Source organism: Ruegeria sp. 6PALISEP08, assembly GCF_001238295.1.
Classification (GTDB): Bacteria; Pseudomonadota; Alphaproteobacteria; order Rhodobacterales; family Rhodobacteraceae; genus Ruegeria.
The window spans coordinates 157,724-180,762 of record NZ_LGXZ01000001.1; the positions used below are offsets into that span (position 1 = coordinate 157,724).

Annotated in this window: 24 protein-coding genes; 11 read left to right on the forward strand and 13 right to left on the reverse strand. The window is 57.1% G+C overall.

The genetic code is table 11. The annotated features are described in order from the left end of the window. Positions 1-6: 6 nt before the first annotated feature. Both ALB80_RS00820 and ALB80_RS00825 read left to right on the forward strand, forming a co-directional pair. Positions 7-1,158 (forward strand): hypothetical protein, encoded by a 1,152-nt coding sequence (locus ALB80_RS00820; RefSeq protein WP_157054118.1) that lies wholly within the window; start codon positions 7-9, stop codon positions 1,156-1,158. Beyond that, positions 1,158-1,454 (forward strand): hypothetical protein, encoded by a 297-nt coding sequence (locus tag ALB80_RS00825; RefSeq protein WP_050602127.1) that lies wholly within the window; start codon positions 1,158-1,160, stop codon positions 1,452-1,454. The genes ALB80_RS00820 and ALB80_RS00825 overlap by 1 nt, the downstream gene beginning before the upstream one ends. On the opposite strand, the gene ALB80_RS00830 is transcribed toward ALB80_RS00825, so the two are convergent. Continuing rightward, positions 1,435-1,773 (reverse strand): TraR/DksA C4-type zinc finger protein, encoded by a 339-nt coding sequence (locus ALB80_RS00830; RefSeq protein WP_050602547.1) that lies wholly within the window; start codon positions 1,771-1,773, stop codon positions 1,435-1,437. The two genes, ALB80_RS00825 and ALB80_RS00830, sit on opposite strands and share 20 nt — an antisense overlap. Positions 1,774-1,857: 84 nt before the next feature. On the opposite strand from ALB80_RS00830, the gene cysE reads away from it, so the two are divergent. After that, positions 1,858-2,667 carry a serine O-acetyltransferase gene (cysE, locus tag ALB80_RS00835; protein WP_050602128.1) on the forward strand — a complete coding sequence of 270 codons (810 nt, stop codon included), beginning with the start codon at positions 1,858-1,860 and terminating at the stop codon, positions 2,665-2,667. Positions 2,668-2,673: 6 nt separating this feature from the next. Here the strand turns inward: cysE and ALB80_RS00840 are convergent, their stop codons facing one another. The 5 genes from ALB80_RS00840 to ALB80_RS00860 form a co-directional block, all read right to left on the reverse strand. After that, positions 2,674-2,916, reverse strand: a complete 243-nt coding sequence (locus tag ALB80_RS00840) for a hypothetical protein (RefSeq protein WP_050602129.1) — start codon at positions 2,914-2,916, stop codon at positions 2,674-2,676. Positions 2,917-3,061: 145 nt separating this feature from the next. Next, positions 3,062-4,366 carry a pyruvate dehydrogenase complex dihydrolipoamide acetyltransferase gene (locus ALB80_RS00845; RefSeq protein ID WP_050602130.1) on the reverse strand — a complete coding sequence of 435 codons (1,305 nt, stop codon included), beginning with the start codon at positions 4,364-4,366 and terminating at the stop codon, positions 3,062-3,064. A gap of 14 nt (positions 4,367-4,380) precedes the next feature. Beyond that, positions 4,381-5,751 carry a pyruvate dehydrogenase complex E1 component subunit beta gene (locus ALB80_RS00850; protein ID WP_050602131.1) on the reverse strand — a complete coding sequence of 457 codons (1,371 nt, stop codon included), beginning with the start codon at positions 5,749-5,751 and terminating at the stop codon, positions 4,381-4,383. Between the two features lie 15 nt (positions 5,752-5,766). Continuing rightward, positions 5,767-6,756, reverse strand: coding sequence for a pyruvate dehydrogenase (acetyl-transferring) E1 component subunit alpha (gene pdhA / locus ALB80_RS00855; RefSeq protein ID WP_050602132.1), 990 nt, complete (start codon positions 6,754-6,756; stop codon positions 5,767-5,769). Positions 6,757-6,933: 177 nt separating this feature from the next. Next, positions 6,934-7,233, reverse strand: a complete 300-nt coding sequence (locus ALB80_RS00860; RefSeq protein ID WP_050602133.1) for a septum formation initiator family protein — start codon at positions 7,231-7,233, stop codon at positions 6,934-6,936. A 954-nt stretch (positions 7,234-8,187) separates the two neighbouring features. On the opposite strand from ALB80_RS00860, the gene ALB80_RS00865 reads away from it, so the two are divergent. Beyond that, a complete protein-coding gene (locus ALB80_RS00865; protein ID WP_050602134.1) occupies positions 8,188-8,415 on the forward strand; it encodes a hypothetical protein in 228 nt (75 codons plus the stop codon). A gap of 3 nt (positions 8,416-8,418) precedes the next feature. Then, entirely contained in the window at positions 8,419-8,700 is a 282-nt protein-coding gene (locus ALB80_RS00870) for a sulfotransferase domain-containing protein (protein WP_157054119.1), read from the forward strand. Between the two features lie 189 nt (positions 8,701-8,889). Here the strand turns inward: ALB80_RS00870 and pgk are convergent, their stop codons facing one another. Continuing rightward, complete coding sequence (pgk, locus tag ALB80_RS00875; protein ID WP_050602136.1) at positions 8,890-10,080, reverse strand: phosphoglycerate kinase; 1,191 nt, start codon at positions 10,078-10,080, stop codon at positions 8,890-8,892. Between the two features lie 133 nt (positions 10,081-10,213). On the opposite strand from pgk, the gene ALB80_RS00880 reads away from it, so the two are divergent. Then, the gene (locus ALB80_RS00880) at positions 10,214-10,720 is read left to right on the forward strand and encodes a peptidylprolyl isomerase (RefSeq protein WP_050602137.1); all 507 of its coding nucleotides are present in this window, start codon (positions 10,214-10,216) and stop codon (positions 10,718-10,720) included. Next, entirely contained in the window at positions 10,713-11,270 is a 558-nt protein-coding gene (locus tag ALB80_RS00885) for a peptidylprolyl isomerase (protein WP_050602138.1), read from the forward strand. The genes ALB80_RS00880 and ALB80_RS00885 overlap by 8 nt, the downstream gene beginning before the upstream one ends. A gap of 65 nt (positions 11,271-11,335) precedes the next feature. Here the strand turns inward: ALB80_RS00885 and aqpZ are convergent, their stop codons facing one another. The 6 genes from aqpZ to ALB80_RS00915 form a co-directional block, all read right to left on the reverse strand. Continuing rightward, positions 11,336-12,025, reverse strand: a complete 690-nt coding sequence (gene aqpZ, locus ALB80_RS00890; protein WP_050602139.1) for an aquaporin Z — start codon at positions 12,023-12,025, stop codon at positions 11,336-11,338. Positions 12,026-12,137: 112 nt separating this feature from the next. Next, positions 12,138-12,947, reverse strand: a complete 810-nt coding sequence (locus ALB80_RS00895; RefSeq protein WP_050602140.1) for a zinc-dependent peptidase — start codon at positions 12,945-12,947, stop codon at positions 12,138-12,140. Positions 12,948-13,067: 120 nt separating this feature from the next. Continuing rightward, positions 13,068-13,568: a polymer-forming cytoskeletal protein gene (locus ALB80_RS00900; protein ID WP_050602141.1), complete on the reverse strand. Its 501-nt coding sequence runs from the start codon at positions 13,566-13,568 to the stop codon at positions 13,068-13,070. Further along, complete coding sequence (locus tag ALB80_RS00905; RefSeq protein WP_050602142.1) at positions 13,558-14,889, reverse strand: M23 family metallopeptidase; 1,332 nt, start codon at positions 14,887-14,889, stop codon at positions 13,558-13,560. The genes ALB80_RS00900 and ALB80_RS00905 overlap by 11 nt, the downstream gene beginning before the upstream one ends. Before the next feature lie 173 nt (positions 14,890-15,062). After that, positions 15,063-15,881: a ferritin-like domain-containing protein gene (locus ALB80_RS00910; RefSeq protein WP_050602548.1), complete on the reverse strand. Its 819-nt coding sequence runs from the start codon at positions 15,879-15,881 to the stop codon at positions 15,063-15,065. A gap of 90 nt (positions 15,882-15,971) precedes the next feature. Further along, positions 15,972-16,433 carry a peroxiredoxin gene (locus ALB80_RS00915; protein WP_050602143.1) on the reverse strand — a complete coding sequence of 154 codons (462 nt, stop codon included), beginning with the start codon at positions 16,431-16,433 and terminating at the stop codon, positions 15,972-15,974. An 80-nt stretch (positions 16,434-16,513) separates the two neighbouring features. On the opposite strand from ALB80_RS00915, the gene ALB80_RS00920 reads away from it, so the two are divergent. From ALB80_RS00920 to ALB80_RS00935, 4 genes are all read left to right on the forward strand, one after another. Further along, the gene (locus ALB80_RS00920; protein ID WP_253276792.1) at positions 16,514-19,876 is read left to right on the forward strand and encodes a DUF3971 domain-containing protein; all 3,363 of its coding nucleotides are present in this window, start codon (positions 16,514-16,516) and stop codon (positions 19,874-19,876) included. A gap of 42 nt (positions 19,877-19,918) precedes the next feature. Continuing rightward, a complete protein-coding gene (gene queA / locus ALB80_RS00925; RefSeq protein WP_050602145.1) occupies positions 19,919-20,965 on the forward strand; it encodes a tRNA preQ1(34) S-adenosylmethionine ribosyltransferase-isomerase QueA in 1,047 nt (348 codons plus the stop codon). 111 nt (positions 20,966-21,076) lie between these two features. Further along, complete coding sequence (locus ALB80_RS00930; RefSeq protein WP_050602146.1) at positions 21,077-22,354, forward strand: MFS transporter; 1,278 nt, start codon at positions 21,077-21,079, stop codon at positions 22,352-22,354. 109 nt (positions 22,355-22,463) lie between these two features. Beyond that, positions 22,464-23,039: a DUF924 family protein gene (locus ALB80_RS00935; RefSeq protein ID WP_050602147.1), complete on the forward strand. Its 576-nt coding sequence runs from the start codon at positions 22,464-22,466 to the stop codon at positions 23,037-23,039.

Below are 23,039 nucleotides of genomic sequence, written 5' to 3' on the forward strand. Positions count from 1 at the left end.
GCCGGGGTGAGATCCCCCGCGTTGCCTCCGTCGCAGATGCATTTGGGGGCGGGTGATCTGGTGCGGTTGGCAGACGGTGAAACCAGCCCTATCTACCGCATCGACCGTCTGGAAACATCAGACTTGCAACTGGCGGAGGCGGTTCGGGTGGAACAGGGCGTCTATAAAGCATCGGACTTGCTGGACGAGGCACCGACAGTCAAACCCTATGCCGCGCCAACGCCTGTGCTGCCGGTTTTTCTGGACCTGCCTTTGTTCACAGGTGCAGAAATTCCACACGCACCTTATCTGGCCGTCACGGGTGATCCCTGGCCTGGGGCTGCAACAGTCTACACTTCGTCCAATGATGAGGGTTATGCTCTGGGCGATATCATCCCAAATCGGGCGATCATCGGTGCTACCGAGACGCCGCTGCGGCGTGCCAGCGCAGGGATCTGGGATGAAGGGCCTGCGTTGCGCGTCAAACTGATTTCAGGGCAGTTGGAGTCGCGCCCACGCAGCTCGATTCTGAGCGGCGTCAATCTGGCCGCGATCGGTGATGGAACACCCGGAAATTGGGAAGTGTTTCAATTCTCTGACGCGGTCCTCGAAGCACCGGGTGTCTATGCGTTGTCAGGGCGCCTTAGGGGGCAGTTGGGGTCGGATGCGTTAATGCCGGATGTCTGGCCGGACGGATCAATCTTTGTGCTGCTGAATGATCGGGTGCAACAGATCAACTTGCTGCGCACCGAGCGCCGGATTGCCAAGCATTACCGCATTGGCCCAGCAAGCCGCAGTTACGATGACGGGTCTTTCCAACATCTGATCGCCTCTTTCGACGGGAACGGATTACGCCCGTACGCCCCCGTACATCTGAAGGTGCAATCCAGCGATTCAGGGGATGACGTCACTTGGGTCCGACGGGCACGCCTGGACGCGGATGATTGGTCCGGGCTGGAGATTCCCTTGGGCGAAGAGCGTGAGTTTTATCTGGTGCGTATCCGCGCGAGTGGCACCTTGCTGCGTGAAGATCTGGTCGACGAGCCGAGATGGACCTATTCAGCGGCAATGAAAGTGGCGGATGGCCTGAGCGGCGCTTACGAGGTCGAAGTGGCACAGGTGTCCGCCATCTATGGTCCAGGTCTGGCTGCCCGTCATTTGGTTGGACAAATGATCTGATGCGGCCGGTTCTGCACGGAGATGTCAGCTCTGCAGCGCGTGCCTTGTTGGCCGTGCCGCAAATGGACCGGGCCCGTTTATGTGTTCGGATGATCCATGAGGCCGAACTGGCCGACCAGCATCTTGAACGCACAGGGCGGCTTCACCCCGTGTACGGCAACGGCTCGCTCATGGCCGTTGCCCGAAACAGACCCCTGGCGGATGAGCCGGGGTTCGACAATTTGCAATATTGTCAGTGTTTTGAAACGGTTCTGCACCATCTTTCGAAGTTTTTGGTCACCCGGCAGCACAGCTAACACATCTGCCGGCCGCAAGATCCAGTTTCAATCGACCATCCGGGATGCGTTCGCCGCAGTCTTCACAATACCCGTATTCTTCCTCGTCAAGTCGCACCAATGCGGCTTGAAGGCGGCTTCCTTCGATATCGCGATTGGCTTGTTGCGCCTTGGCCATGGCCTGATTTTGCAGCGCATCCATGCGACTCAGCCGACCAACGGCTTGCTGATCCAGCTCGACAACGGCCTGAGCCTTTCGCCCCGAGGCTGAAAGCTGTTCCAGTTCAACCAGTCGTTCGCGAATTCGTGTCTCAAAATATGCGCGTTTGGACTCATTCATTTTCGTTGCAATGCAGATCACGGGTTTGCGTTTGGCCTTTTTACCACTAAATGGCATTCTAGGCGCAGCAAAGGATCAAAGGCCATGTTTGAAAAGCGCAGCCACGTGACACCGGTCGATCCGGTGTGGACCCGCATCACCTCCGAGGCCCATGCGGCCGTTGAAGAAGAGCCCCTTATGGGCGGTCTTGTGCACGCTTGTATCCTGCATCACCGCAGCCTCGAGCGCGCGCTGTCATATCGGGTCGCAGCCAAGCTGTGTTCGAACGAGATGTCGATGATGGTCCTGCGTGAGATCGTGGATGAGGCATATGCCGATGATCCCGGTTTGATCGAATCGGCCCGGGCGGACTTGATGGCCGTGTATGAACGCGATCCCGCTTGCCACCGCCTGTTGCAGCCGATCCTGTACTTCAAGGGTTACCAGGCCATGCAGGCGTATCGCGTGGCGCATTGGCTATGGCAAAAGGGTCGTCATGATCTGGCGTATTTCTTCCAGATGCGCTCGTCCGAGATTTTCGGCATCGACATCCATCCCGCTGCCAAGATCGGCAAGGGGATCATGATCGACCATGCCCATTCCATCGTCATCGGTGAAACAGCTATTGTGGGTGACAATGTCTCGATGCTGCATTCGGTGACGCTGGGCGGGACTGGCAAGGAAGAAGAACAGCGTCATCCCAAGATCGGCAATGGCGTACTGATCGGAGCTGGTGCGAAAGTGCTGGGCAATATCGAAGTTGGCCATTGCAGCCGTATCGCTGCCGGTTCGGTGGTTCTGCAAGAGGTGCCCCCCTGCAAAACCGTAGCAGGCATTCCGGCCAAGATCGTCGGTGAGGCCGGGTGTGATCAGCCCTCGATCTCGATGGATCACATGCTGGGTAAAGACCAGTAAACGGTTTCAGTTCGAGCGGTTGCTGCGTCTTTCCAACCGCTCGCGCCGCCGTTCTTCCTTCTTTTCTTTGCGCAATTCCCTGCGGCGGCCTTGCTCGGCTTTTTGCTGAGCGATCACCGCAGGATCACTCGATTTGAACTTGGAATTCTCACCAGGGTAACTGTTGGGTTTTGCCATAGCTGCGTCAGGTGTTGTACCTGTCAGCAGGGCCAAAACGATCAGACTTTGAATGAGGGTTTTCGGGGACATCACGCACCTTCCTTCTGTCTGCGCCAGTAGTTAGAAGGTGGGAGGTCTTTTTGCGCAAAGCAATCGGAGCCCCGATCACACGGGCTCATATCAGTGCTATGGCCCTCGCCCTGAGTCTTTCGGGCGAGGGCCTTGAGACAAATCCTCAGGCCAGCATGACCATCGGGTTTTCCAAGTTTTCGACGATGGCCTTGAGCAGTTCCGCCCCCAACGCGCCGTCGATGACGCGGTGATCAACTGACATGGTGACAGACATCACAGTCGCCACGGTCAGCTCACCATCATCCCCGACAACAGGTTTTTTCACACCGGTTCCCACGGCCAGAATACCGGCATGAGGCGGGTTCACGATGGCGTCGAAGTTGTCGATGCCGAACATGCCAAGGTTCGAGATCGCAAAGGTTCCGCCCTGGTATTCATGCGGGGCCAATTTGCGTTCGCGGGCACGGGCCGCAAGGTCTTTCATTTCGGTTGACAGGGCGGACAGAGATTTCATGTCAGCGTCCTGAAGAACCGGGGTGAACAGACCGCCCTCAATAGCGACCGCGACGGCTACGTCCGAAGGTTTCAGTTGCAGCACACGGTCACCTGCCCAAACCGCATTGCAGGCCGGAACCTGTTGCAACGCATTGGCGACGGCTTTGATGATGAAATCATTGACGCTCAGCTTGATGCCGCGCCCTTCCAACTGCTTGTTCAACTGGCTGCGGAACTTCAGCAGCGCATCCAGCTTGATGTCGCGACGCAGGTAGAAATGCGGGATGGTCTGCTTGGCTTCACTCAGACGCGCAGCGATGGTTTTACGCATACCGTCGAGCTGAATCTCTTCATACTCGCGGCCCTCATACATCCGCGCGACCATGTCCGCGGACGGACCAGTGGGAGCAACTGGTGCTGCCGCTGGCGCCGCGGCAGCAGCCGCAGAAGTTGGTGCCGGTGCGGTGGCAGTTGCCCCTTCGACATCTGCTTTGACGATGCGGCCATGCGGGCCAGAGCCTGCGATCTGAGCCAGATCGAGGCCCTTCTGCGCGGCAATTCGGCGGGCCAGGGGAGAAGCAAAGATACGACCACCATCGGCTTTGACCGGAGCTGCCGGAGCAGGGGCGGACGCCTCGGGTGCCGCTGGCGCGGCAGCCTCGTTGCCCGCGGCGGCAGGGGCCGCCTCAGGCGCCTTGGCAGGCGTGGCAGCGATGTCATCAGCGCTTTCGCCATCTTCCAGCAGAACTGCGATGGCGGTGTTGACCTTGACCCCTTCAGAGCCTTCGGGGATCAGGATCTTGCCGATGGTGCCTTCGTCAACAGCCTCGAACTCCATCGTGGCCTTGTCGGTTTCGATCTCGGCCAGCAGATCGCCGGAGGAGACGGTGTCGCCTTCCTTGACCAGCCATTTGGCAAGCGTGCCTTCCTCCATGGTCGGTGAAAGGGCGGGCATCAGAATTTCAGTGGGCATCTGTCTGTCGCTCCTTACCGGTAGGTCACTTGTTTGACGGCTGCGATCACCTCATCGGTGGTGATCAGCGCCAGCTTTTCGAGGTTAGCGGCGTAGGGCATCGGGACGTCCTTGCCGGTGCAGTTGATGACCGGGGCGTCAAGGTAGTCGAACGCTTCCTGCATCACCACCGAACTGATGTAGCTGCCGACCGATCCTTGCGGCCAGCCTTCTTCCACTGTCACCAGACGATTGGTTTTCATTACCGAGTTGATGATTGCGCCGGTATCCATCGGGCGGATGGTGCGCAGGTCGATCACTTCGGCGCTGATGCCGTCTTCGGCCAGCTTGTCCGCAGCTTCCAGAGCATATTGCATACCGATGCCGAAGCTGACGATGGTCACGTCAGACCCTTCGCGCCAGATGCGCGCCTTGCCCAGCGGGATAGTCAGGTCATCCACCTGCGGCACGTCGAAGGTGCGACCGTAGAGGATTTCGTTTTCCAGGAAGACCACCGGGTTGGGGTCGCGGATAGCCGATTTCAGCAGGCCTTTGGCGTCAGCCGCCGAATAAGGCATCACCACCTTCAGACCAGGGATCTGCATGTACCAAGCAGCGTAATCCTGAGAGTGCTGAGCAGCCACGCGCGCCGCAGCACCGTTGGGGCCCCGAAACACGATGGGGCAACCCATCTGACCGCCGGACATATAAAGCGTCTTGGCGGCAGAGTTGATGATCTGGTCAATCGCCTGCATAGCGAAATTGAAGGTCATGAACTCGACAATCGGTTTCAGACCGCCAAAGGCCGAACCCACGGCGATACCGGCAAAACCATGTTCGGTGATAGGCGTGTCGATCACGCGCTTGGAGCCGAACTCATCCAGTAGACCTTGCGAGATCTTGTACGCGCCCTGATATTCGGCAACTTCCTCGCCCATCAGATAGACATCTTCGTCGCCGCGCATTTCCTCGGCCATCGCATCGCGCAGGGCTTCGCGCACAGTCTCCGATTTCATTTCGGCGTCGGCTGGCCAGTCGGGTGACATATCGACCACCGGGGCCGCGGGTGCCGCGGTCGGGGCGGGGGCCTCAACCGCCGCAGGGGTGGCCTCGGCGACCGCTGCGGCAGCAGGTGCGGCCGCGGGCAGGGCAGAGGCGTCTTCGCCTTCTTCGACCAGCACCGCGATGGGGGTGTTGACTTTGACCCCTTCGGTGCCTTCTGCGATCAGGATTCTTCCAACAATGCCTTCATCGACGGCTTCGAATTCCATCGTCGCCTTGTCGGTTTCAATCTCGGCCATAATATCACCCGAGGATACGGTGTCGCCTTCCTTGACCAGCCATTTGGCCAGCGTGCCCTCTTCCATCGTGGGCGAAAGGGCGGGCATGAGAATTTCGGTTGCCATGTCTTAATCGTCCTCTCAGGCGTAAATATCGGTCCAGAGCTCTTCGACGGAAGGCTCGGGACTTTCTTTCGAGAATTCGGCGGCTTGGTTGACGACCTCTTTGATCTCTTTGTCGATCGCTTTCAGGTCATCCTCGGTCGCGTGTTTTCCGGTCAGCAGCAGTTCGCGCACATGTTCGATCGGGTCGCTTTGCTCGCGGACCTTCTGAACTTCTTCGCGGGTGCGATACTTGGCCGGGTCGGACATCGAGTGACCGCGATAGCGGTAGGTCTTCACCTCTAGGATATAAGGGCCTTTGCCCGCTCGGCAGTGGGCCACAGCTTTTTCGCCGGCAGCCTTCACCGCCAACACATCCATCCCGTTGACGATCTCGCCGGGGATGCCAAACGCTTCGCCGCGCACATAGATATCAGGCGAAGACGTCGAGCGCGCCTGCGCGGTGCCCATGGCGTATTGGTTGTTCTCGATCACGAAAACCACCGGCAGATCCCAGAGAGCGGCCATGTTGAACGTCTCGTAGACCTGACCCTGGTTGGCCGCACCATCACCGAAATAGGTGAACGTCACGCCGCCGTTCTCTTTGTACTTGTCGGCGAAGGCCAAACCTGCACCCAAAGGCACCTGTGCGCCAACGATCCCGTGGCCGCCATAGAAATGCTTCTCTTTCGAGAACATGTGCATTGAGCCGCCTTTGCCCTTGGACAGGCCACCCTCGCGTCCGGTGAGTTCGGCCATCACGCCGCCCGGCTCCATGCCGCAGGCCAGCATATGGCCGTGGTCGCGATAAGAGGTGATGCGTTTGTCACCTTCCTGAGCTGCGGCTTCGAGGCCGACAACAACCGCTTCCTGTCCGATATAAAGGTGGCAGAAGCCGCCAATCAGACCCATACCATAAAGCTGACCCGCCTTTTCCTCGAATCGGCGGATCAATAGCATTTCGCGGTAGTACGTTTTGAGTTCTTCCGCTGAAACGTTTGGTTTCTTTGTGGTTTTTCGCGCAGCCATCGTGGCGATCTCCCCCTTTCGGACAGATAGTTTAGCGTTAAACTATTTCATAAAGCATTTAGGGCTTTCTGGCGAGTGTTAATGTGACGCAGCGTCGTGACACGCTTCGGAAAACCAGTCGACGAAGGGCAAACGACGGATTGTATGGGACTTTCTGACGAAAAATACAGGCTCGGATCAGCGGATCACGATTTCATCTGCACGGATCATGCCCAGCACCGAACGCGCCTGCTGATCCAGCAAGTCAAGATCCAGATACGTATCCGACAGGCGCCGGGTCAGGTTTTCCATCTCGGCAATTTCGACATTCAGGTTTTTCAGGTTGCGTGACAGGGCGTCCCGTTCCGCTGCAATTTCGACTCGCCGGAACAAGCCATAGTCGCCTTGCACGGCAGCAAAGGTGAAGTACACACCCAGCATGAAAGCCACCGAAAAGAAGACTACTGCGCCCAAACCGGGCCGATGGGAACGGGACACTCTGTTTACCGCCGTATGAAAACTTGCCTCAATAACGGGTCCTTTGCGAACCTCTGCCTGTACTATGTCACAGGTGATTCGGGTTGTGAATCCCCTGATTCGATTTTTTCGTCAGTATTTTGCGGGGGTTAAATTCAGATCATCGCCGGGGCACATGTGCCCGATTTCGTGCGCCTGTCTGCTACTTCATGCATGTCTGATAGGCCATCGAAGGCACGTTACCGAGTTCTCCCATAAGTTGTTTACCTTAGGTGGCACCCCGTGCCTTAAGCTTGATTGTTGACCTGCCAAGTGTTTCTAGGGAGGGTAGTTACCTCGTCAAAAAGTCTGGCTCACAATTGAGTCCTCAATCGTTTGAGCAAACTGTAGTACTCATCACAACTTACAATCAAAGGCTGATCTCAGAAGTCGTGGAAGGATGCATTCTTCTACCCAGTTACTAGTGAGGGCAGCTTTAGGTCGATGGCTTTTGTTAAAAAAGTGGTTCGCGAAATGCTCGCTTTTCTACGCCGCTGGTGTGCCGAAAAACACCCGTCGGCAAAGGTTGTGGAAAATCAAATGCAAAGAATGCGATAATTGAAACGATGTGCGTTGCTTTCCACATCATTTTGTCGATAAGAATCCGCTGTTAATGACGTCTGAGACTAGGTTTTACTTTGGGCACCACAAATGCGCGACCCGATATCTCATCTCCATTTGCGAACAAGTCTGCAGACGGATTGAGTTGAATGATAGAGAGTATCACCATGATGTGTCGGACAACAAAGATTTCGCCGCTGAGCTGAAGGCTGACCCTGTCGATTTCGTTTACTTCTCCAACGCGAAGATCAAAACAGTCAGACTGCTTGAAGGCGATTTTTAACGCTTTCACGTGGTGCGAGACCCCCGCGACATCATAGTTTCAGCGTATTTCTCTCACAAAACAGTCATGGCATCGATAAATGGCCTGAGTTGATGAACATTAGAGAAGAAATTGCGAAAATGTCGATCTCGGATGGTCTGATGTATGAGATTTATGCGATGGTCAACACAATTACCGATCTTACCGAATGGGATTACGATCAGAGCAACATCCTCGAACTCCAATACGAAGAGCTTATACAGGACCCTTACCGAGTTCTCTTGGACGTGTTCCTGCACTTGGGCCTTGTCAAAGAAATCCATGCACATAGGACAAATTAGATTGTGCGCCTGGTGGGCTCTCATATTCGAAACCGATTTCCCAGGAAGCGGGCCAGAGACTTTATTTATTTTTCGGAATTGATGCAAATCACTCAAGACAACAGCTTTTCTAAGAAATCAAAAGGCCGGAAGCGCGGTGAAGAGAATGCCGGACACCATTACAGAAAGGGTGTCGCTGGGGATTGGCGGAACTACTTTGAAGATCGGCATATCGACCTTTTCAAAGAGCGCTACAACGATTGTCTGCTAAAGCTGGGTTATGAAGAGGACGAAGATTGGCACTGAAGAGTTTGGAAGCGGTTCCATCACTCACTTTTGCCGTCCGTAAGGGTTTGAAAAGGCCGCAAGTTTAGACACTTCGGTCTTAACCGTTTCAAACAACAAGGGTGCACCGAGGAAAACGGTTTATTGCGTGCAGCAAGACGGTACTGTCAATAAGGACAGTACCGTGAATACAAGAACCGCTTGTCGGGCTTACTGTTCCAGCGCAGCCACGCCGGGCAGGGTTTTACCTTCCATCCATTCCAGAAACGCACCGCCTGCGGTGGAGATGTAAGAGAAATCATGCGCTGCGCCCGATGCGTTCAGCGCTGCAACAGTATCGCCGCCACCAGCAACCGATACCAATTGGCCCGAACGTGTCAAAGCAGCCGCCTTCAGGGCTGCTGCATTGGTGGCTTTATCAAAGGGTTCGAGCTCGAACGCACCCAGTGGACCGTTCCAGATCAGGGTTTGGCTTTTTGCAAAGATCTCGGTGATTGCGGTGACGCTTTCAGGGCCTGCATCCAGGATCAAACCATCTTCGGGGCATTGATCGGCGGGCAGGATCTGAGTTGGAGCGTTGGCTTCGAACTTTTCTGCCACAACAATGTCCGTCGGCAGGACGATGGTACAGCCCGAGCTTTCGGCTTTGGCCAAGATCTTGACGGCGGTGTCTTTCATGATCCGTTCAGCCAGCGATTTGCCCACGTTCAGACCTTTGGCCACCAGGAAGGTATTGGCCATGCCGCCGCCGATGATCAGGTAGTCCACCTTGTCTATCAGGTTGCCCAGCAACTCCAGCTTGGTCGACACTTTCGCACCGCCCACCACAGCAGTCACAGGACGTTTCGGAGCGCCCAGAGCACCTTCCAGCGCCTCAAGCTCAGCCTGCATCAGTCGGCCTGCGCAAGCGGGTAAAAGCCGCGCCAGAGCTTCGGTAGAACTGTGGGCGCGGTGCGCGGCCGAGAACGCGTCATTGCAATAGACATCACCCAGCTTGGCCATGCCTGCGGCCAGATCGGTGTCGTTCTTGGTTTCGGCTGCGTGAAAGCGCGTGTTTTCCAGCAGCAATACCTGACCCGGTTGCAGCGCATCGGCGGCCAGTTCAGCCTCGGTTCCGACGCAATCGGCTGCAAACAGGACCGGAGCACCAAAGGCGCTTTCCAGTGTCGGCACAAGTTGCTTGAGCGACAGGTTCTCGCGCCGCTCGCCACCCGGGCGTCCGAAATGAGCCAGAAGGATCGGCTTGCCACCAGCAGCCAGAATATCGCGCACGGTCGGCACGATCCGCTGAATTCGGGTGGCGTCGGTCACAACACCGTCAACGACAGGTACATTGATGTCCACGCGCACCAGCACGCGTTTGCCGTTCAGATCCATATCGTCCAGTGTGTTCCAGCCCATCGTGCATTCCTTCTCAGTGGCAACCGATTTAGGCGGTTCTTTTCCTGCATTTTGCCCTCAGGTCAATGCGTCACTTGGCATTCACGCGCTTGGGGCATAGGTATTTGCGCAAGACTAACGACAGGAGGGCCACATGGCCGAGATCAAAGATCCCGAAAACACAATCATCGTCGAGCTGAAGGGCGGTAACGTCGTCATCGAGCTGCTGCCGGATGTGGCACCTTTGCACAGCGCGCGGATGAAGGAACTGGCCCGTGGCGGAGAATATGACAACGTGGCCTTTCACCGTGTGATCGACGGCTTCATGGCGCAAACCGGCGACGTGCAGCATGGCGATATGGAAGACGGTTTCAACCTGCGCATGGCGGGTACTGGCGGGTCCTCGCTGCCGAACGTTCCGGCAGAGTTTTCCAAGCTGCCCCATGATCGCGGCACGTTGGGTGCTGCTCGGTCGCAGAACCCGGATTCGGCCAACTCGCAGTTCTTCATCAACTTCAATGACAACCATTTCCTGAACGGCCAGTACACCGTCTATGGCCGGGTCATCGATGGCATGGAGCATGTGGACGCGATCGTTCGGGGTGAGCCGCCTGCGAACCCGGATCGCATGATCAGCGTCAAGGTGGCCGCCGATGCATAAGCTGGCCGCAGCCTTTGCACTTCTGGCCAGCCCCGCGCTGGCCAGCGGTTTGCAGATCGACGTCGAAGGGGAAGGGGCCAATGGCACGATCTCGATCGACCTTTTCGAAGACGTTGCGCCCAAGCATGTGGAACAGATCACCGCTCTGGCTGCCAATGGCCAGTATGATGGCGTCGTGTTTCATCGCGTGATCGACGGCTTCATGGCGCAAACCGGAGATGTTCAATTCGGCGATTCCAGCGCTGGCGGATTCGACATGCGCAAAGCCGGGCGCGGCGGTTCCGACCGCCCGGATCTGCCAGCCGAGTTTTCCGATGTAACCTTTGATCGGGGCGTGGTCGGCATGGCCCGCTCGAACGACCCGGATTCAGCCAATTCGCAATTCTTCATCATGTTCGAACCGGGCCCGTTTCTGGATGGCCAATATACTGTTGTCGGTCAAGTAAGCGACGGTATGGATGTCGTTGATGCGATCAAACGAGGCGCAGGTCAGAACGGTGCGATTATCGGCGCACCGGACGTGATGAAAAAAGTCACCGTCACCGAATAAACCGAAAAGCCCGACGCTATTCAGAGCGTCGGGCCTTATCTTGTCACTGGTTGCGAGAACAAGCATCAATCGTCGGGTGACATCAACTTCCAGATCACTGCGCCGATCGCTCCACCGATCAGTGGGGCCACCCAAAACAGCCAGAGCTGCGCCAGGGCAGGGCCTTCGGCAAACAAGGCCACTCCGGTAGACCGTGCAGGATTGACCGAGGTATTGGTCACAGGGATCGATATCAAATGGATCAGGGTCAGTGCCAAGCCGATGGCGATGGGGGCGAATCCGGGGGGTGCCTTTTCCGATGTTGAACCCAAAATGATCAGAATGAAGAACGCGGTCAGGACTATCTCGATCACCAGCGCCGAGGTCAGCGAATACCCTTCGGGTGAAGCTTCACCATAACCGTTGGAGGCAAACCCTCCGACACCCGAAAAATCAGGTGCGCCGCTGACGATCAGATAGAGGACAACGGCGGCGACAATTGCGCCCAAAACCTGAGCGACCCAATAGGGCAGCAGGTCTTTGGCCGGAAATCTCCCGCCGATCATCAATCCCAAACTGACGGCCGGATTGAAGTGCCCGCCCGAGATGTGGCCCACCGTGTAGGCCATGGTCAGTACCGTCAGGCCAAAGGCGAAGGACACGCCAAGCCACCCGATGCCGACATCCGCAACACCGGCTGCCAATACGGCACTGCCGCACCCCCCAAGAACCAGCCAGAAAGTGCCGAAGAATTCGGCAAGTAATTTCGATGACATCAAAAATCCTCCACGATGTTATTAGGTTAAGTGTAATTCAAAAATTAACTTTTGTTAAATTATGGCGAACGGGGAATTTGCCGGGTGCCCTCTCATCTTGGGCAATAAGTGACTAGTGCCATCGTACGGGGTCCAGGTGAAACAGTTTTGACAACTGTTCATAGACCTCCGGATCAGAGGTGCGCAGCGCCTTGGGTCGTTCAAAAAACACTTCAACCGAAACGGCAAAAAATTCTTCATGCCCTTCTGCGCCGTAGGGATCAATCACAGTTGGTCGCCCCATTTCAACGGCCTGTACATGGGCGTCATAAGCCGTCAGAAACGCGGCCTCCCATTCTGAAAAGCTCTGGTTACCGCTGAGCACGGGTACACCATTGGCCGAACCTGTCAGATCGTCGATCTGATGGGCGAATTCGTGAAAGACCACATTTTGCCCGTCGTGATCGTTCATCGCGCCGCGCTGGCTATGCGCCCAGGACAGGATCACAGGGCCACGGTTCCAGCTTTCTCCGGTGCGTACGATCTCTTTTTCCGTGACGACATAACCGCTGTGGCGGCTTTGTCTGGATTTGAAAGCACTGGGATAGATCAGGATGGTGGTCAGGTTGTCATACCAAAGATCGGTGTTCACGACCAACAGACAGGCCTGTGCGGCGATGGACATTTGCATGTCTTCGGTAACGTCCAGACCGTCGCAGCCGATGAACTCAACCTGGTCCAGGAACAGGTTGATCTTGCCCTCAAGCTTTGCGCGCAAATCTTGCGGCAGTTTCCGCAAGATCGGCACCTGAGCGTCGATAAGGTGCCGTTGCTGATCGGTCAACGGCGCGGCCAACAAGGCGCGGCGCGCCTGCTGTTTCGACCAAAAGTAATAAGTCACACCTCCAGCGATCAGCGCGACAAGTGTCAGGAATATCAACATGGCCCGACCCTAGCGCGATCCCTGCGGGATCAAAACCAGTTTCCCGGGCAAGCAATTGCCCAAAAAAAATGACGCCGCTGGTTTCCCTGCGGCGTCTCGGTTCTGACTTGAGAGTCAGGATTATTGTTTGACGTCTGCTGCCGGGTTCGATCCGGCCTTGGCGCTGCGACCGGGGTTCAGCGGATCGTCCTGACGCTGCACGGAACCTTCGAAATGCGCGCCGCTTTCGATCGCGATAGTCTTGTGGATGATGTCGCCCTCGACGCGTGCGGTCGAAGTCAGGCGCACCTTCAGGCCACGTACGCGGCCCACGATACGTCCGTTGATGACGACGTCATCTGCGGTGACTTCACCTTTGATCGTCGCCGACTCACCAATGGTCAGCAGATGGGCACGAATGTCGCCCTCCACGGTGCCTTCCACCTGAATGTCACCAGAGGTCTTGATGTTGCCGGTGATGTGCAGGTCCGAGGACAGAACCGACGCAGGCGGCTTTGGCTTGGGTGCAGTGGCAGGTTTCGACTCTGTCGGTGCAGGTGCCGCTGGGGTCGCCGATGCGGCAGGTTTGGCCGCCTCAGGTGCCTTGGATGCGGGTTCGTTGATTTTGCTTTTAGAAAACATTTCTCGCAGCCTTAATGTAAGTCATTGGATTTCTTGGCACACCGTCGACGCGAACCTCATAGTGCAGATGCGTGCCGGTAGACCGTCCGGTGCTACCCATATCAGCAATATGATCCCCGCGCGAGACCCTTTGACCAACCTTCACGTTGATCTTGGTGTTATGAGCGTAAAGTGTCTCAACTCCAAACGCGTGTTTGATTTTCACAAGCCGTCCGAAACCCGATTGCCAGCCTGCATGAGTGACCACGCCATCCGCAGTTGCAAAGATATCAGTGCCATGCGCGCCAGCAAAATCCGCGCCGTTATGCATACGGCGACCGCCGGATTTGGGGTCGCGACGTGTGCCAAACCCGCTGGTGTATCGAACCGCGCTGTGGACCGGGCTGGCGAAGGGGGCCTTTTCCGCAGCAATCCGGTACAGGTTCAGCTGATCCATCTGTTGAAGCAAAATGTTCGCGCGGGCTTCTTCGGCGGACAGCTCGTCCTCCTCGCCACGCGTGCTAAGGGATAAAGGGGTCAGCGGACCGCCCATACCGCTATATCCGCGCCGGACCTCTTCAATGATGCGATCGGTGGGCATTCCCGCCTGGCGGAACATCTTGTCCAGTGGCTCGACCGAGATCACCATGGCTTCTTCCAACTGGCGGAAAATCTCGTCGCTGCGCTCTTGCATCAGACGGATTTCCAGTTCCAGTTCGTCCCTCTGAACCAATGCATCTTGCGCGTCCGAAGCGATTTGGTCGCGTTCTTCGGCAGTGCGGGCCAGTGCATCGGTCATGAAGGCCATTTGCACCGGGGCGGTGGAGGCCGTCATGTACATGTCGGTGTCACTGGTTTCCTGTTTCAGGTTTGCCAGTTCCGTCCGTGCCTCTTCCCGCTGCTTCATCGTGCTGCGCAGCGTCGTCTGGATGACTTCGATGCCGGTCTCAAGTTCGCGACGACGGTTTTCCGACGCCAGCAACTCGGACTGCATCGCGGAAATCTGTTCCAGTGCAGCGTTAAAGCGGTCTTGCGCCGCCAAAGCTTCTTGAGCGCGTGCGTCCCTTTCGGCTGACAGGATATTCAGGCGTTCCTGATAAGTAGCCTGATCGCGCTTGGCCTGTTCCCTGAAGTTGCCCGACCCGATGCTGTCCATCAGCAGAATGGCCGTCGCAATCACCGCCCAACCGACCATCACCGAAACACCAGCGACAGCTATCACCTGCGTTTCCGAGCTGAGCCGGATAAAACGCGTGTCTTTGTCGGATTTCAGAAAAACCCGGCGTTCCGGGAAGCGCCGTTCAAGCAGCGAGTGAAACTTTATTGCCAGACGTGTTCGCACGCGTCTTACCTCTCATCCCCAAGATCGGGACCGGTCATGAGTGCCTGCCGTCCCTTGGGCCGATTGCATAAACGGACGCTCGCGTTCGGGCAAGTTTGTTGACCTGTCTGCGTCAAACAGCGCAAGAATCCCCCGAAGATCGGCGGGAATTTGCCGAAAATGACAGAGAAGTGTCAGTTTGTGATTTCGCCGGGCGCGGGCAGGTCTTCGGTCAGTGGCCAATAGAAATCGGGGGGCAGGCCAGCCTCTGCACGTTTTTCCTCGTTAAAGGGCGGCTTCAGCACACCGTGAAAATAGCGCCGGACCAGCGCGTGAAACACATCTTTAGGATCGGCATTTTCGCGACCACACAGGAAATGGAACCACTTGGACCCATAGGCGACGTGACCGACTTCCTCTGCATAGATCACCTCTAGCGCCGCAATGGCTTGGTCTGCCTTGGCCTTGCGGAAGATCTCAATCATGCCGGGGGTAACATCCAGCCCGCGTGCTTCAAGCACCATTGGAACAACGGCCAGCCGCCCCATCAAATCTTCGGCTGTATCCTCGGCGGCCCGCCACATGCCGGCATGGGCGGGCAGGGCGCCGTAATGGCTGCCCATTTGCTCCAGGCAATCGCAGATCATTTCGAAATGGCGCGATTCCTCTTCGGCGCATTTCACCCAGTCATCGTAAAAGCCGATCGGCATGGGCACATGCCCGAACCGCGCGATGATGTCCCAGTGCAGATCAACCGCGTTCAATTCGATATGCGCCACAGCGTGCAAAAGGGCTATGCGCCCTGCCTCGGTCCCCGGTTTCCGCTTTGGCACTTCACGGGGTGACAGAAGCTCGGGCTTATCCGGGCGGGCGGGGTTCAGAGGCGGAGTAGCTGTGCCGATCTCGATTGGGTCGGCGTCGCTCTTGCGGGCTGCGAACCATGCGGCTGCGTGGGTCTTGGACAGGGCGGTCTTGGTCCGCCCGTCCGCTGCTGTCAGAACCTCTGTCGCCATCTGTGTCAGTGTCTTGGTCACGGGGGTCGCTCCGCCTCAGTCGTGTCGAGGCGGGTGATAAACCGGATGGCATGACAGGTCGAGGGGGGCTTACAAAGCTTTCACCGCCTCGAGCACCTCATCCACGTGACCGGGCACTTTGACCTTGCGCCAGATTTTGGCAATACGACCTTCTGCATCAATCACAAAGGTCGAGCGTTCGATGCCCATCGACTTTCGGCCATACATGTTCTTTTCCACCCATACACCGTAGTCCTCGCAAACGGTCGAGTTTTCATCCGACAGAAGCGGCGTGGTCAGCCCGTGTTTCGCAACAAATTTGTCATGCTTGGCGATGCTGTCGCGCGAGATGCCGAAAACTTGAGCGCCTGCATCCGCAAAGGCCTGAAGTTGCTCTGAGAAACCGATGGATTCCTTGGTGCAGCCCGGCGTATCATCGCGGGGATAGAAGAACAAAACCACAGTGCCACCGCGCTGTGCCGAAAGCGTCACCTCGCCGGCGCCGTCGCGCGGCAAAGTGAAGTCGGGGGCCATGTCTGAAATGTCGGGCATTGGAAACTCCGCTAAAGGTTTTTAAAGGCTGCCTGATATCATAGGGCAACACGTGCGGGTTGGAAGGCGTGGATAGCAAATTGAAGCAGCATGACGGCGACGAACTAAACGAACCGGATCAACCGGTGCGTCGTCGGTCGCGTCGGCGCGCAGCCGGTCTTTGGGCCATGCGTGGTGTCATCATACTGGTGCTGCTGGCGATGTTCACTGGCTTCATGGTGGTGGGGCAAAGGATGCACGCGCCTGCCTGGCTAAGGGACAGGGTCGAAGCCCGGCTGGAACAGGCGCTGGGGGGGCTGCAAATCCACTTTGGTGATGTCAGTTTCATCATTCACGAAGGCTGGCGGCCTCGGCTGCGCCTGACCGACGTTGCCATCAGCGACGCGGCGGGCCAGCAGATTGCGCAGGTCTCGGACATGCGCGCCAGCCTTGCCATGCGCCCGTTGTTGCGTGGGCATGTCCGCCCGAAACGCATCATCCTGAGCGGAGCGCAGATCGCCCTGACCCGAGACGCGGATGGCGCGCTGACCCTGACGGTGGGGTCGGACAGCGCACCGGTGCAAGAGGCACCGAACCTGGCAGAGTTGATCGAGGCATCCGATCAGGTGTTCCTGTCTCCGGCCCTGTCTGCACTGACTTCGATCGAACTGGATGCGATCACGCTGGATTACAGTGATTTGCGACAGGGGCGATCATGGGTGCTGGATGGTGGCCATATTCAGGCCAACCGCAGTGACAACGAAGTGCGACTGGCCACCGGGTTTTCGGTTCTTTCGGGGCGGGATTACGTCAGCGCCATCGAGGCCAATTACACCAGCGTCCTGGGCACCCCCGCCGCGAGTTTTGGTATCTCGGTCTCGGACCTGCCCGCCGAAGACATTGCTGGTCAAAGCCCTGTATTGGCATGGCTGCAGGTCTTGCGGGCGCCGATTTCGGGCGCGTTGCGGGGCAGTATCGATGATAGCGGTGCCATCGGAACGGGCTTTGCAACGCTCAATCTTGGGGCAGGGGTCGTGCAGCCCAACCCCAAAACGCGCCCAGTGCCGTTTGAATCTGCCCGCACTTATTTTACCTATGACCCAAAATCGCAGATGCTGGATTTTAACGACGTCTCGGTGGTTTCGGCCTGGGGCGAAGTGCAGGCGGACGGCCAGGCGTTCCTGCAAGGGGTGGAAGAAGGCGTTCTGGATAGTTTGACCGCGCAGATGCGCCTGTCCGGGATCAATGTGAACCCGGCCAACCTGTTTCCGGAACCAATTCAGCTGTCCCGCGCCAGCCTGGATTTCAAAATGGAATTGGACCCGTTCAGGTTGCAGCTTGGGCAGGTTACTGTCGAAGATCCAGATCACATCGTGCGCGCTTTTGGGGTGCTGAGCGGCAGGCCGGATGGCTGGGCCGTAGAGCTTGATGCCCATCTGGATCAGATGACCTCTGACAAGGTTCTCAGCTATTGGCCCGAGCTTTTGGCTCCGAAACCGCGCGAGTGGGTCACGAAGAACCTTTACGAAGGCGTTCTGTCTGACATGGATTTCGCCCTGCGGCTCGAGCCCCGATCGAAGCCCGATCTGTATTTGGACTTCGGATTCGAGAAAGCCAAGATCCAGTTCGTTAAAACCCTGCCGCCGATAGAAAGCGCCCAAGGGCAGGCCAGCCTGATTAATCGGCGCTTTACCGTCACCGCGCAAAAGGGAGTGGTGATCGCGGACGAAGGTGGGGCCGTGGATGCCGCGGGCACGTCTTTCATCATTCCCGATACGGATATCAAGAAATCCGCGCCTGGAATTGTGCGCATCCAGGCCAAGGGCAGTGTGACGGCTGCACTGTCCCTGTTGGACCGGCCCCCGCTTGAATTGCTGACCAAAGCGGGATTGCCCGTCGATGTTGCCAATGGAACGGCCTCGCTGGTCGGTACCCTGTCCTTGCCGTTGAAGAAGGGGCTGAAGTTTCAGGACACGACGTTTCACTTCGATGGCACGCTGGCCAACCTGTTCAGTGATCGCTTGGTGCCGGGGTTCACGGTCAGCGCTGCATTGCTGGACCTGTCCGGCAACCAGTCGGGTGTTCAGATACAGGGACAGGGGCAATTCGGAGATGTGCCGCTTGAGGCACTTTGGCGGCAACCGATTGATGGTGAAAATGCTCAGCGCAGCACGCTGACCGGCCAGATCGAACTGTCCCCACGCTTGATGGATGAAATCGGGGCGGGTTTGCCTCCGGGAATGCTGACCGGGTCTGGTGTTGCGAATCTCACTCTGGGTCTTGGTGCCGACCTTCCCCCCAAGTTGTCAGTGGAATCGAACCTTCAAGGCGTTTCGCTGGCGATCCCAGAATTGGGCTGGCGGAAGGGGGCTAACACGACGGGCTCGCTGACCGCGGAAGCGACGTTGGGCAAGCAACTGAAGGTCGACAGCCTGCGCATCGAGGGCGCTGGCCTACGTACAAGCGCATCGATGACCTTTCACGAGAATGGCGATTTCGACCGCATAAGGTTCAGCTCATTCGATCTTGGGAATTGGCTGGCAGTTCCGGCCGAGATGATCGGGCGCGGGAATGCCGTTCCGGACATTCGTGTTCTCGGCGGTGTGCTGGATATGGGAAAAGCAACGTTCGGCGAAAGCAGCGGTGGCGGTGCAGGGCCCAAACTGGACGTGGCACTTGATCGTCTGCAAGTGACCGAAACAGTTGCACTGACGGGTTTCAAGGGCACGTTTCAGACAACCGGCGGGGTGAACGGAGGGTTTACCGCTCAGGTCAATGGCGGGGCATCGGTTGCCGGCCAGGTGAGCCCACGCGGAAACCGTAGTGCGGTAACACTTTCGTCGAAAGATGCGGGGGCCGTGTTGCGCTCTGCCGGGGTGCTGACCCAAGCGCGCGGTGGTGACATGACCCTCAATCTCGAGCCGGTTGCCGGGCCCGGCAGCTACGACGTCATCCTGAAAATCGTCAATACACGCATCACCGATGCTCCGGCCATGGCGGCCTTGCTGAATGCGATCAGCCTTGTTGGCCTGCTGGACGAGATGGCAGGGCAGGGCATCTTTTTCTCGGCGATCGACAGCCGCATGAGGATTACGCCAACGGAAATCAAAGTTCTCAATGGCAGCGCCGTCGGGCCGTCAATGGGCCTGTCATTTGATGGCACCATCGACACGGTGAATGAGAGGCTGAACCTGCGTGGGGCTATATCGCCAATTTACCTGCTGAATGCTGTGGGCAGTGTTTTCACCCGAAAAGGCGAAGGGGTTATTGGTTTCAATTACACCCTCACAGGGCCGCTTGCGTCTCCGAAAGTCTCGGTCAACCCTCTGTCCGGTCTGGCTCCGCTTTTCCTGCGTGATCTGCTGCGCCCGCCCGCGCCAAAAGTGTCGGATGGCCCAAACGCAACGCCGCAATTACCGGATGAGCCCAAGCAGCCCTTTGGGTCACCCCCCAGCGACCGCTGACAGGATATGGCCGAATCTTTTGTGGGGATGTAAGGCGCGGGCATGAAACTCAGCGATTTTGATTTCCATCTGCCCGAAGACCTGATTGCCACGCGGCCAGCCAGCCCGCGTTCTTCTGCACGTTTGCTGGTGGCGCAGGGGAATGAGACGACGGACAGCCGTGTGTTCAGCTTGCCTGATTTTCTGCAACCAGGCGATCGGCTGGTTCTGAACGACACGCGCGTTATTCCGGCGCGGCTGAATGGCCGTCGCCACCGGGACAGCGCCCAAGGTCTGGTGTCTGCCGGGGTCGAAGCGACTTTGCTGGATCCGCAGGCTGACGGCACTTGGTCGGCACTGATCAAGCCCTTGAAAAAAGTGAAGATTGGGGAAGAAATTGTCTTCTCGGACGATTTGAGCGCTACGCTGGATCGGGTCGAGGACGGGCAGGCCCATCTGCGGTTTAACCTGAGTGGCGAAGATTTCGATGCCGCATTGGAGCAGGCCGGCGCGATGCCTCTGCCTCCTTACATCGCGGCCAAACGCCCGGCGGACGAGCAGGACAAAACCGATTATCAAACCGTCTGGGCGCGCAACTCCGGCGCCGTCGCGGCCCCGACCGCATCGTTGCATTTCGATGATGCGCTCATGCAGGCATTGGCCGAACGCGGCGTGAGTTTCACCCATGTGACACTGCATGTTGGTGCAGGGACCTTCCTGCCGGTCAAGGTCGAAGACGTGACGACCCACAAGATGCACGCGGAATGGGGGCACGTCAGCCCTACGGCAGCCGCCGAGATTCAGGCGACCAAAGATGCAGGTGGGCGTGTGATCCCGGTGGGCACCACGGCCTTGAGGTTGATCGAAAGTGCTGCGCGCTCCGGCAGGATTCAGCCATGGGAAGGGGGCACGGATATCTTCATCTATCCAGGCTTCCAATTCCACGTCACTGATGCGCTCGTGACCAATTTTCACCTGCCAAAATCAACGCTGTTGATGCTTGTCTCGGCACTGATGGGGCAAGATCGGATGCTGCGGGTTTATGATCACGCGATCGCACAGAGCTATCGTTTCTTTTCTTACGGCGACGCGTCGCTTTTGATCCCGTGAACGGCGTTGATTTGGTATCAATACCGCACGATGTCGTAGACAAGCGCGACAGTCGTAGGCATTGGTCGCACGAAGACTCGCAAGTTTCGGAAGCATAAGTCGGAGACCCCAATGATTCAGGTCCTTTCCAGCGCGTGGGCGTTGCTGCTCGGCATGGGGTTGCTGATGGTCGGAAACGGCCTTCAAGGCACGCTTCTGGGTGTCCGTGGCGAGATCGAAGGATTTTCGACTCTACAAATGTCCTTTGTGATGTCAGCCTACTTTGTCGGCTTTCTGGGCGGCTCACGTCTTGCGCCGGAAATGATCCGGCGCGTTGGGCATGTGCGGGTCTTCGCGGCGCTGGCGTCTTTTATTTCTGCTGTCATGATCATGTACCCGATGATGACTAACCCAATCGCTTGGGTTTTGGGGCGTGTGATCATCGGGTTTTGTTTCTCGGGTGTGTATGTCACCGCAGAAAGCTGGCTCAACAACGCGGCGAACAATGAAAATCGAGGACAGGCATTGTCCCTTTATATGATCGTTCAGATGTCAGGGATCATCGGCGCCCAAGCCCTATTCCTTGTGGGTGATCCGGCGGGTTATGAGACCTTCGTAATCGCCTCAATCCTCGTTTCTGTGTCTTTTGCCCCAATTTTGCTATCTATTTCGCCGACACCGGCCTTTGATACCACCAAACCTATGACCTTGCGCGAGTTGATGAACAAATCGCCGCTGGGATGTGTTGGCTTGTTCCTTCTGGGCGGGGTATTCTCTGCTCAATTCGGTATGTCGGCGGTATACGGCGCGCAGGCAGGGCTGAGCTTGGTTGAGATTTCGATCTTCGTTGCCGCGTTCTACATCGGCGCAGTTGTTTTGCAGTATCCGCTAGGTTGGTTTTCCGATCGTATGGATCGGCGTTTATTGATCCTTTTGGTATCGGCGTCAGGGGCAGTCGCATCCCTGTCGGGAATGCTCTACGGGGTAACATTTGAAATCCTGCTTGTATCGGCGTTTTTCATCGGGGGGATGTCCAACCCATTGTATTCATTGCTTATTGCGCACACCAATGACTTCCTTGATCATGAAGATATGGCGGCGGCATCCGGCGGTCTGGTTTTCATTAACGGGCTCGGTGCCATCGCTGGTCCACTGATCACCGGTTGGTTGATGGGAAAGGCTGTATTCGGCCCGCCAGGCTTTTTCCTCATCATTGCGGTGCTGCTTTTCTTTCTGGCCGTTTATGCCGCGTACCGGATGACGCAGCGTGCGGCGATCCCAGTAGACGAAACTGGCACCATGTCGCCCATGTACCCGACCGCCTCGCCTGTTGCTCTTGAGGTTGCGCAGGAGGTTGCGATCGAAGCAGCCGAGGCCGAAGTCGAAGAAGCCGCGCAAGAAACTGCTTAAGACACGGATTTATGTCGACTATGTTGCAATATGTTACTGTAACAGTTCTGTAAAACGGACTTAAATGACGTTACGTCCCGGATGTGGGCACAAGACGGAGTTTAAGGCAATGGCAACGCCTGAAGAAGTATTGAGTTTTTGGTTAGATAAAGTTGGCCCGAAGGGCTGGTATATTCAGGATGACGCGCTGGACGCAGAGATCCGCGAACGTTTCTTATCTACTTGGGAGGCTGCGGCCGAGGGAAAGTTTTCACTCTGGCTCACGTATCCCAGCGGTGCACTGGCTTATGTTATTCTGACAGACCAGTTTTCACGTAACATGTTCCGTGGTCAGGCGCGTGCTTTCGCGACGGACAAGGCGGCTTTGGCGGCAGCGAAATGCGCGGTCGACAAAGGTTGGGACAAAAAGATCGACGAACCGGCGCGGCAGTTCTTTTACCTGCCGATGATGCACTCGGAAAACCTGTGCGATCAGGAACGCTGTGTGCGGCTGATCTGTGAAAACCTCAGCCGTGACACAAGCAACCTGCTACACGCACGGGCCCATCGCGAAGTCATCCGCAAGTTTGGCCGGTTCCCCTATCGGAACGAAGCGCTGTCGCGCAATTCGACGCCGCACGAAGTCGAGTATGTCGATATGGGCGGATACGGTGCAACCGTGCGCGAGCTTCAGGCGGCTGTCTGA

What these genes read in the sequence shown, in the direction of transcription:
- ALB80_RS00825 (WP_050602127.1), top strand. Translation starts at nt 1,158, where the DNA reads ATGCGGCCGGTTCTGCACGGAGATGTCAGCTCTGCAGCGCGTGCCTTG.
- ALB80_RS00830 (WP_050602547.1), bottom strand. Translation starts at nt 1,773, where the DNA reads ATGAATGAGTCCAAACGCGCATATTTTGAGACACGAATTCGCGAACGA.
- cysE (WP_050602128.1), top strand. Translation starts at nt 1,858, where the DNA reads ATGTTTGAAAAGCGCAGCCACGTGACACCGGTCGATCCGGTGTGGACC.
- ALB80_RS00840 (WP_050602129.1), bottom strand. Translation starts at nt 2,916, where the DNA reads ATGTCCCCGAAAACCCTCATTCAAAGTCTGATCGTTTTGGCCCTGCTG.
- ALB80_RS00845 (WP_050602130.1), bottom strand. Translation starts at nt 4,366, where the DNA reads ATGCCCACTGAAATTCTGATGCCCGCCCTTTCACCGACCATGGAGGAA.
- ALB80_RS00850 (WP_050602131.1), bottom strand. Translation starts at nt 5,751, where the DNA reads ATGGCAACCGAAATTCTCATGCCCGCCCTTTCGCCCACGATGGAAGAG.
- pdhA (WP_050602132.1), bottom strand. Translation starts at nt 6,756, where the DNA reads ATGGCTGCGCGAAAAACCACAAAGAAACCAAACGTTTCAGCGGAAGAA.
- ALB80_RS00865 (WP_050602134.1), top strand. Translation starts at nt 8,188, where the DNA reads ATGAACATTAGAGAAGAAATTGCGAAAATGTCGATCTCGGATGGTCTG.
- pgk (WP_050602136.1), bottom strand. Translation starts at nt 10,080, where the DNA reads ATGGGCTGGAACACACTGGACGATATGGATCTGAACGGCAAACGCGTG.
- ALB80_RS00880 (WP_050602137.1), top strand. Translation starts at nt 10,214, where the DNA reads ATGGCCGAGATCAAAGATCCCGAAAACACAATCATCGTCGAGCTGAAG.
- ALB80_RS00885 (WP_050602138.1), top strand. Translation starts at nt 10,713, where the DNA reads ATGCATAAGCTGGCCGCAGCCTTTGCACTTCTGGCCAGCCCCGCGCTG.
- aqpZ (WP_050602139.1), bottom strand. Translation starts at nt 12,025, where the DNA reads ATGTCATCGAAATTACTTGCCGAATTCTTCGGCACTTTCTGGCTGGTT.
- ALB80_RS00895 (WP_050602140.1), bottom strand. Translation starts at nt 12,947, where the DNA reads ATGTTGATATTCCTGACACTTGTCGCGCTGATCGCTGGAGGTGTGACT.
- ALB80_RS00900 (WP_050602141.1), bottom strand. Translation starts at nt 13,568, where the DNA reads ATGTTTTCTAAAAGCAAAATCAACGAACCCGCATCCAAGGCACCTGAG.
- ALB80_RS00910 (WP_050602548.1), bottom strand. Translation starts at nt 15,881, where the DNA reads ATGGCGACAGAGGTTCTGACAGCAGCGGACGGGCGGACCAAGACCGCC.
- ALB80_RS00915 (WP_050602143.1), bottom strand. Translation starts at nt 16,433, where the DNA reads ATGCCCGACATTTCAGACATGGCCCCCGACTTCACTTTGCCGCGCGAC.
- queA (WP_050602145.1), top strand. Translation starts at nt 19,919, where the DNA reads ATGAAACTCAGCGATTTTGATTTCCATCTGCCCGAAGACCTGATTGCC.
- ALB80_RS00930 (WP_050602146.1), top strand. Translation starts at nt 21,077, where the DNA reads ATGATTCAGGTCCTTTCCAGCGCGTGGGCGTTGCTGCTCGGCATGGGG.
- ALB80_RS00935 (WP_050602147.1), top strand. Translation starts at nt 22,464, where the DNA reads ATGGCAACGCCTGAAGAAGTATTGAGTTTTTGGTTAGATAAAGTTGGC.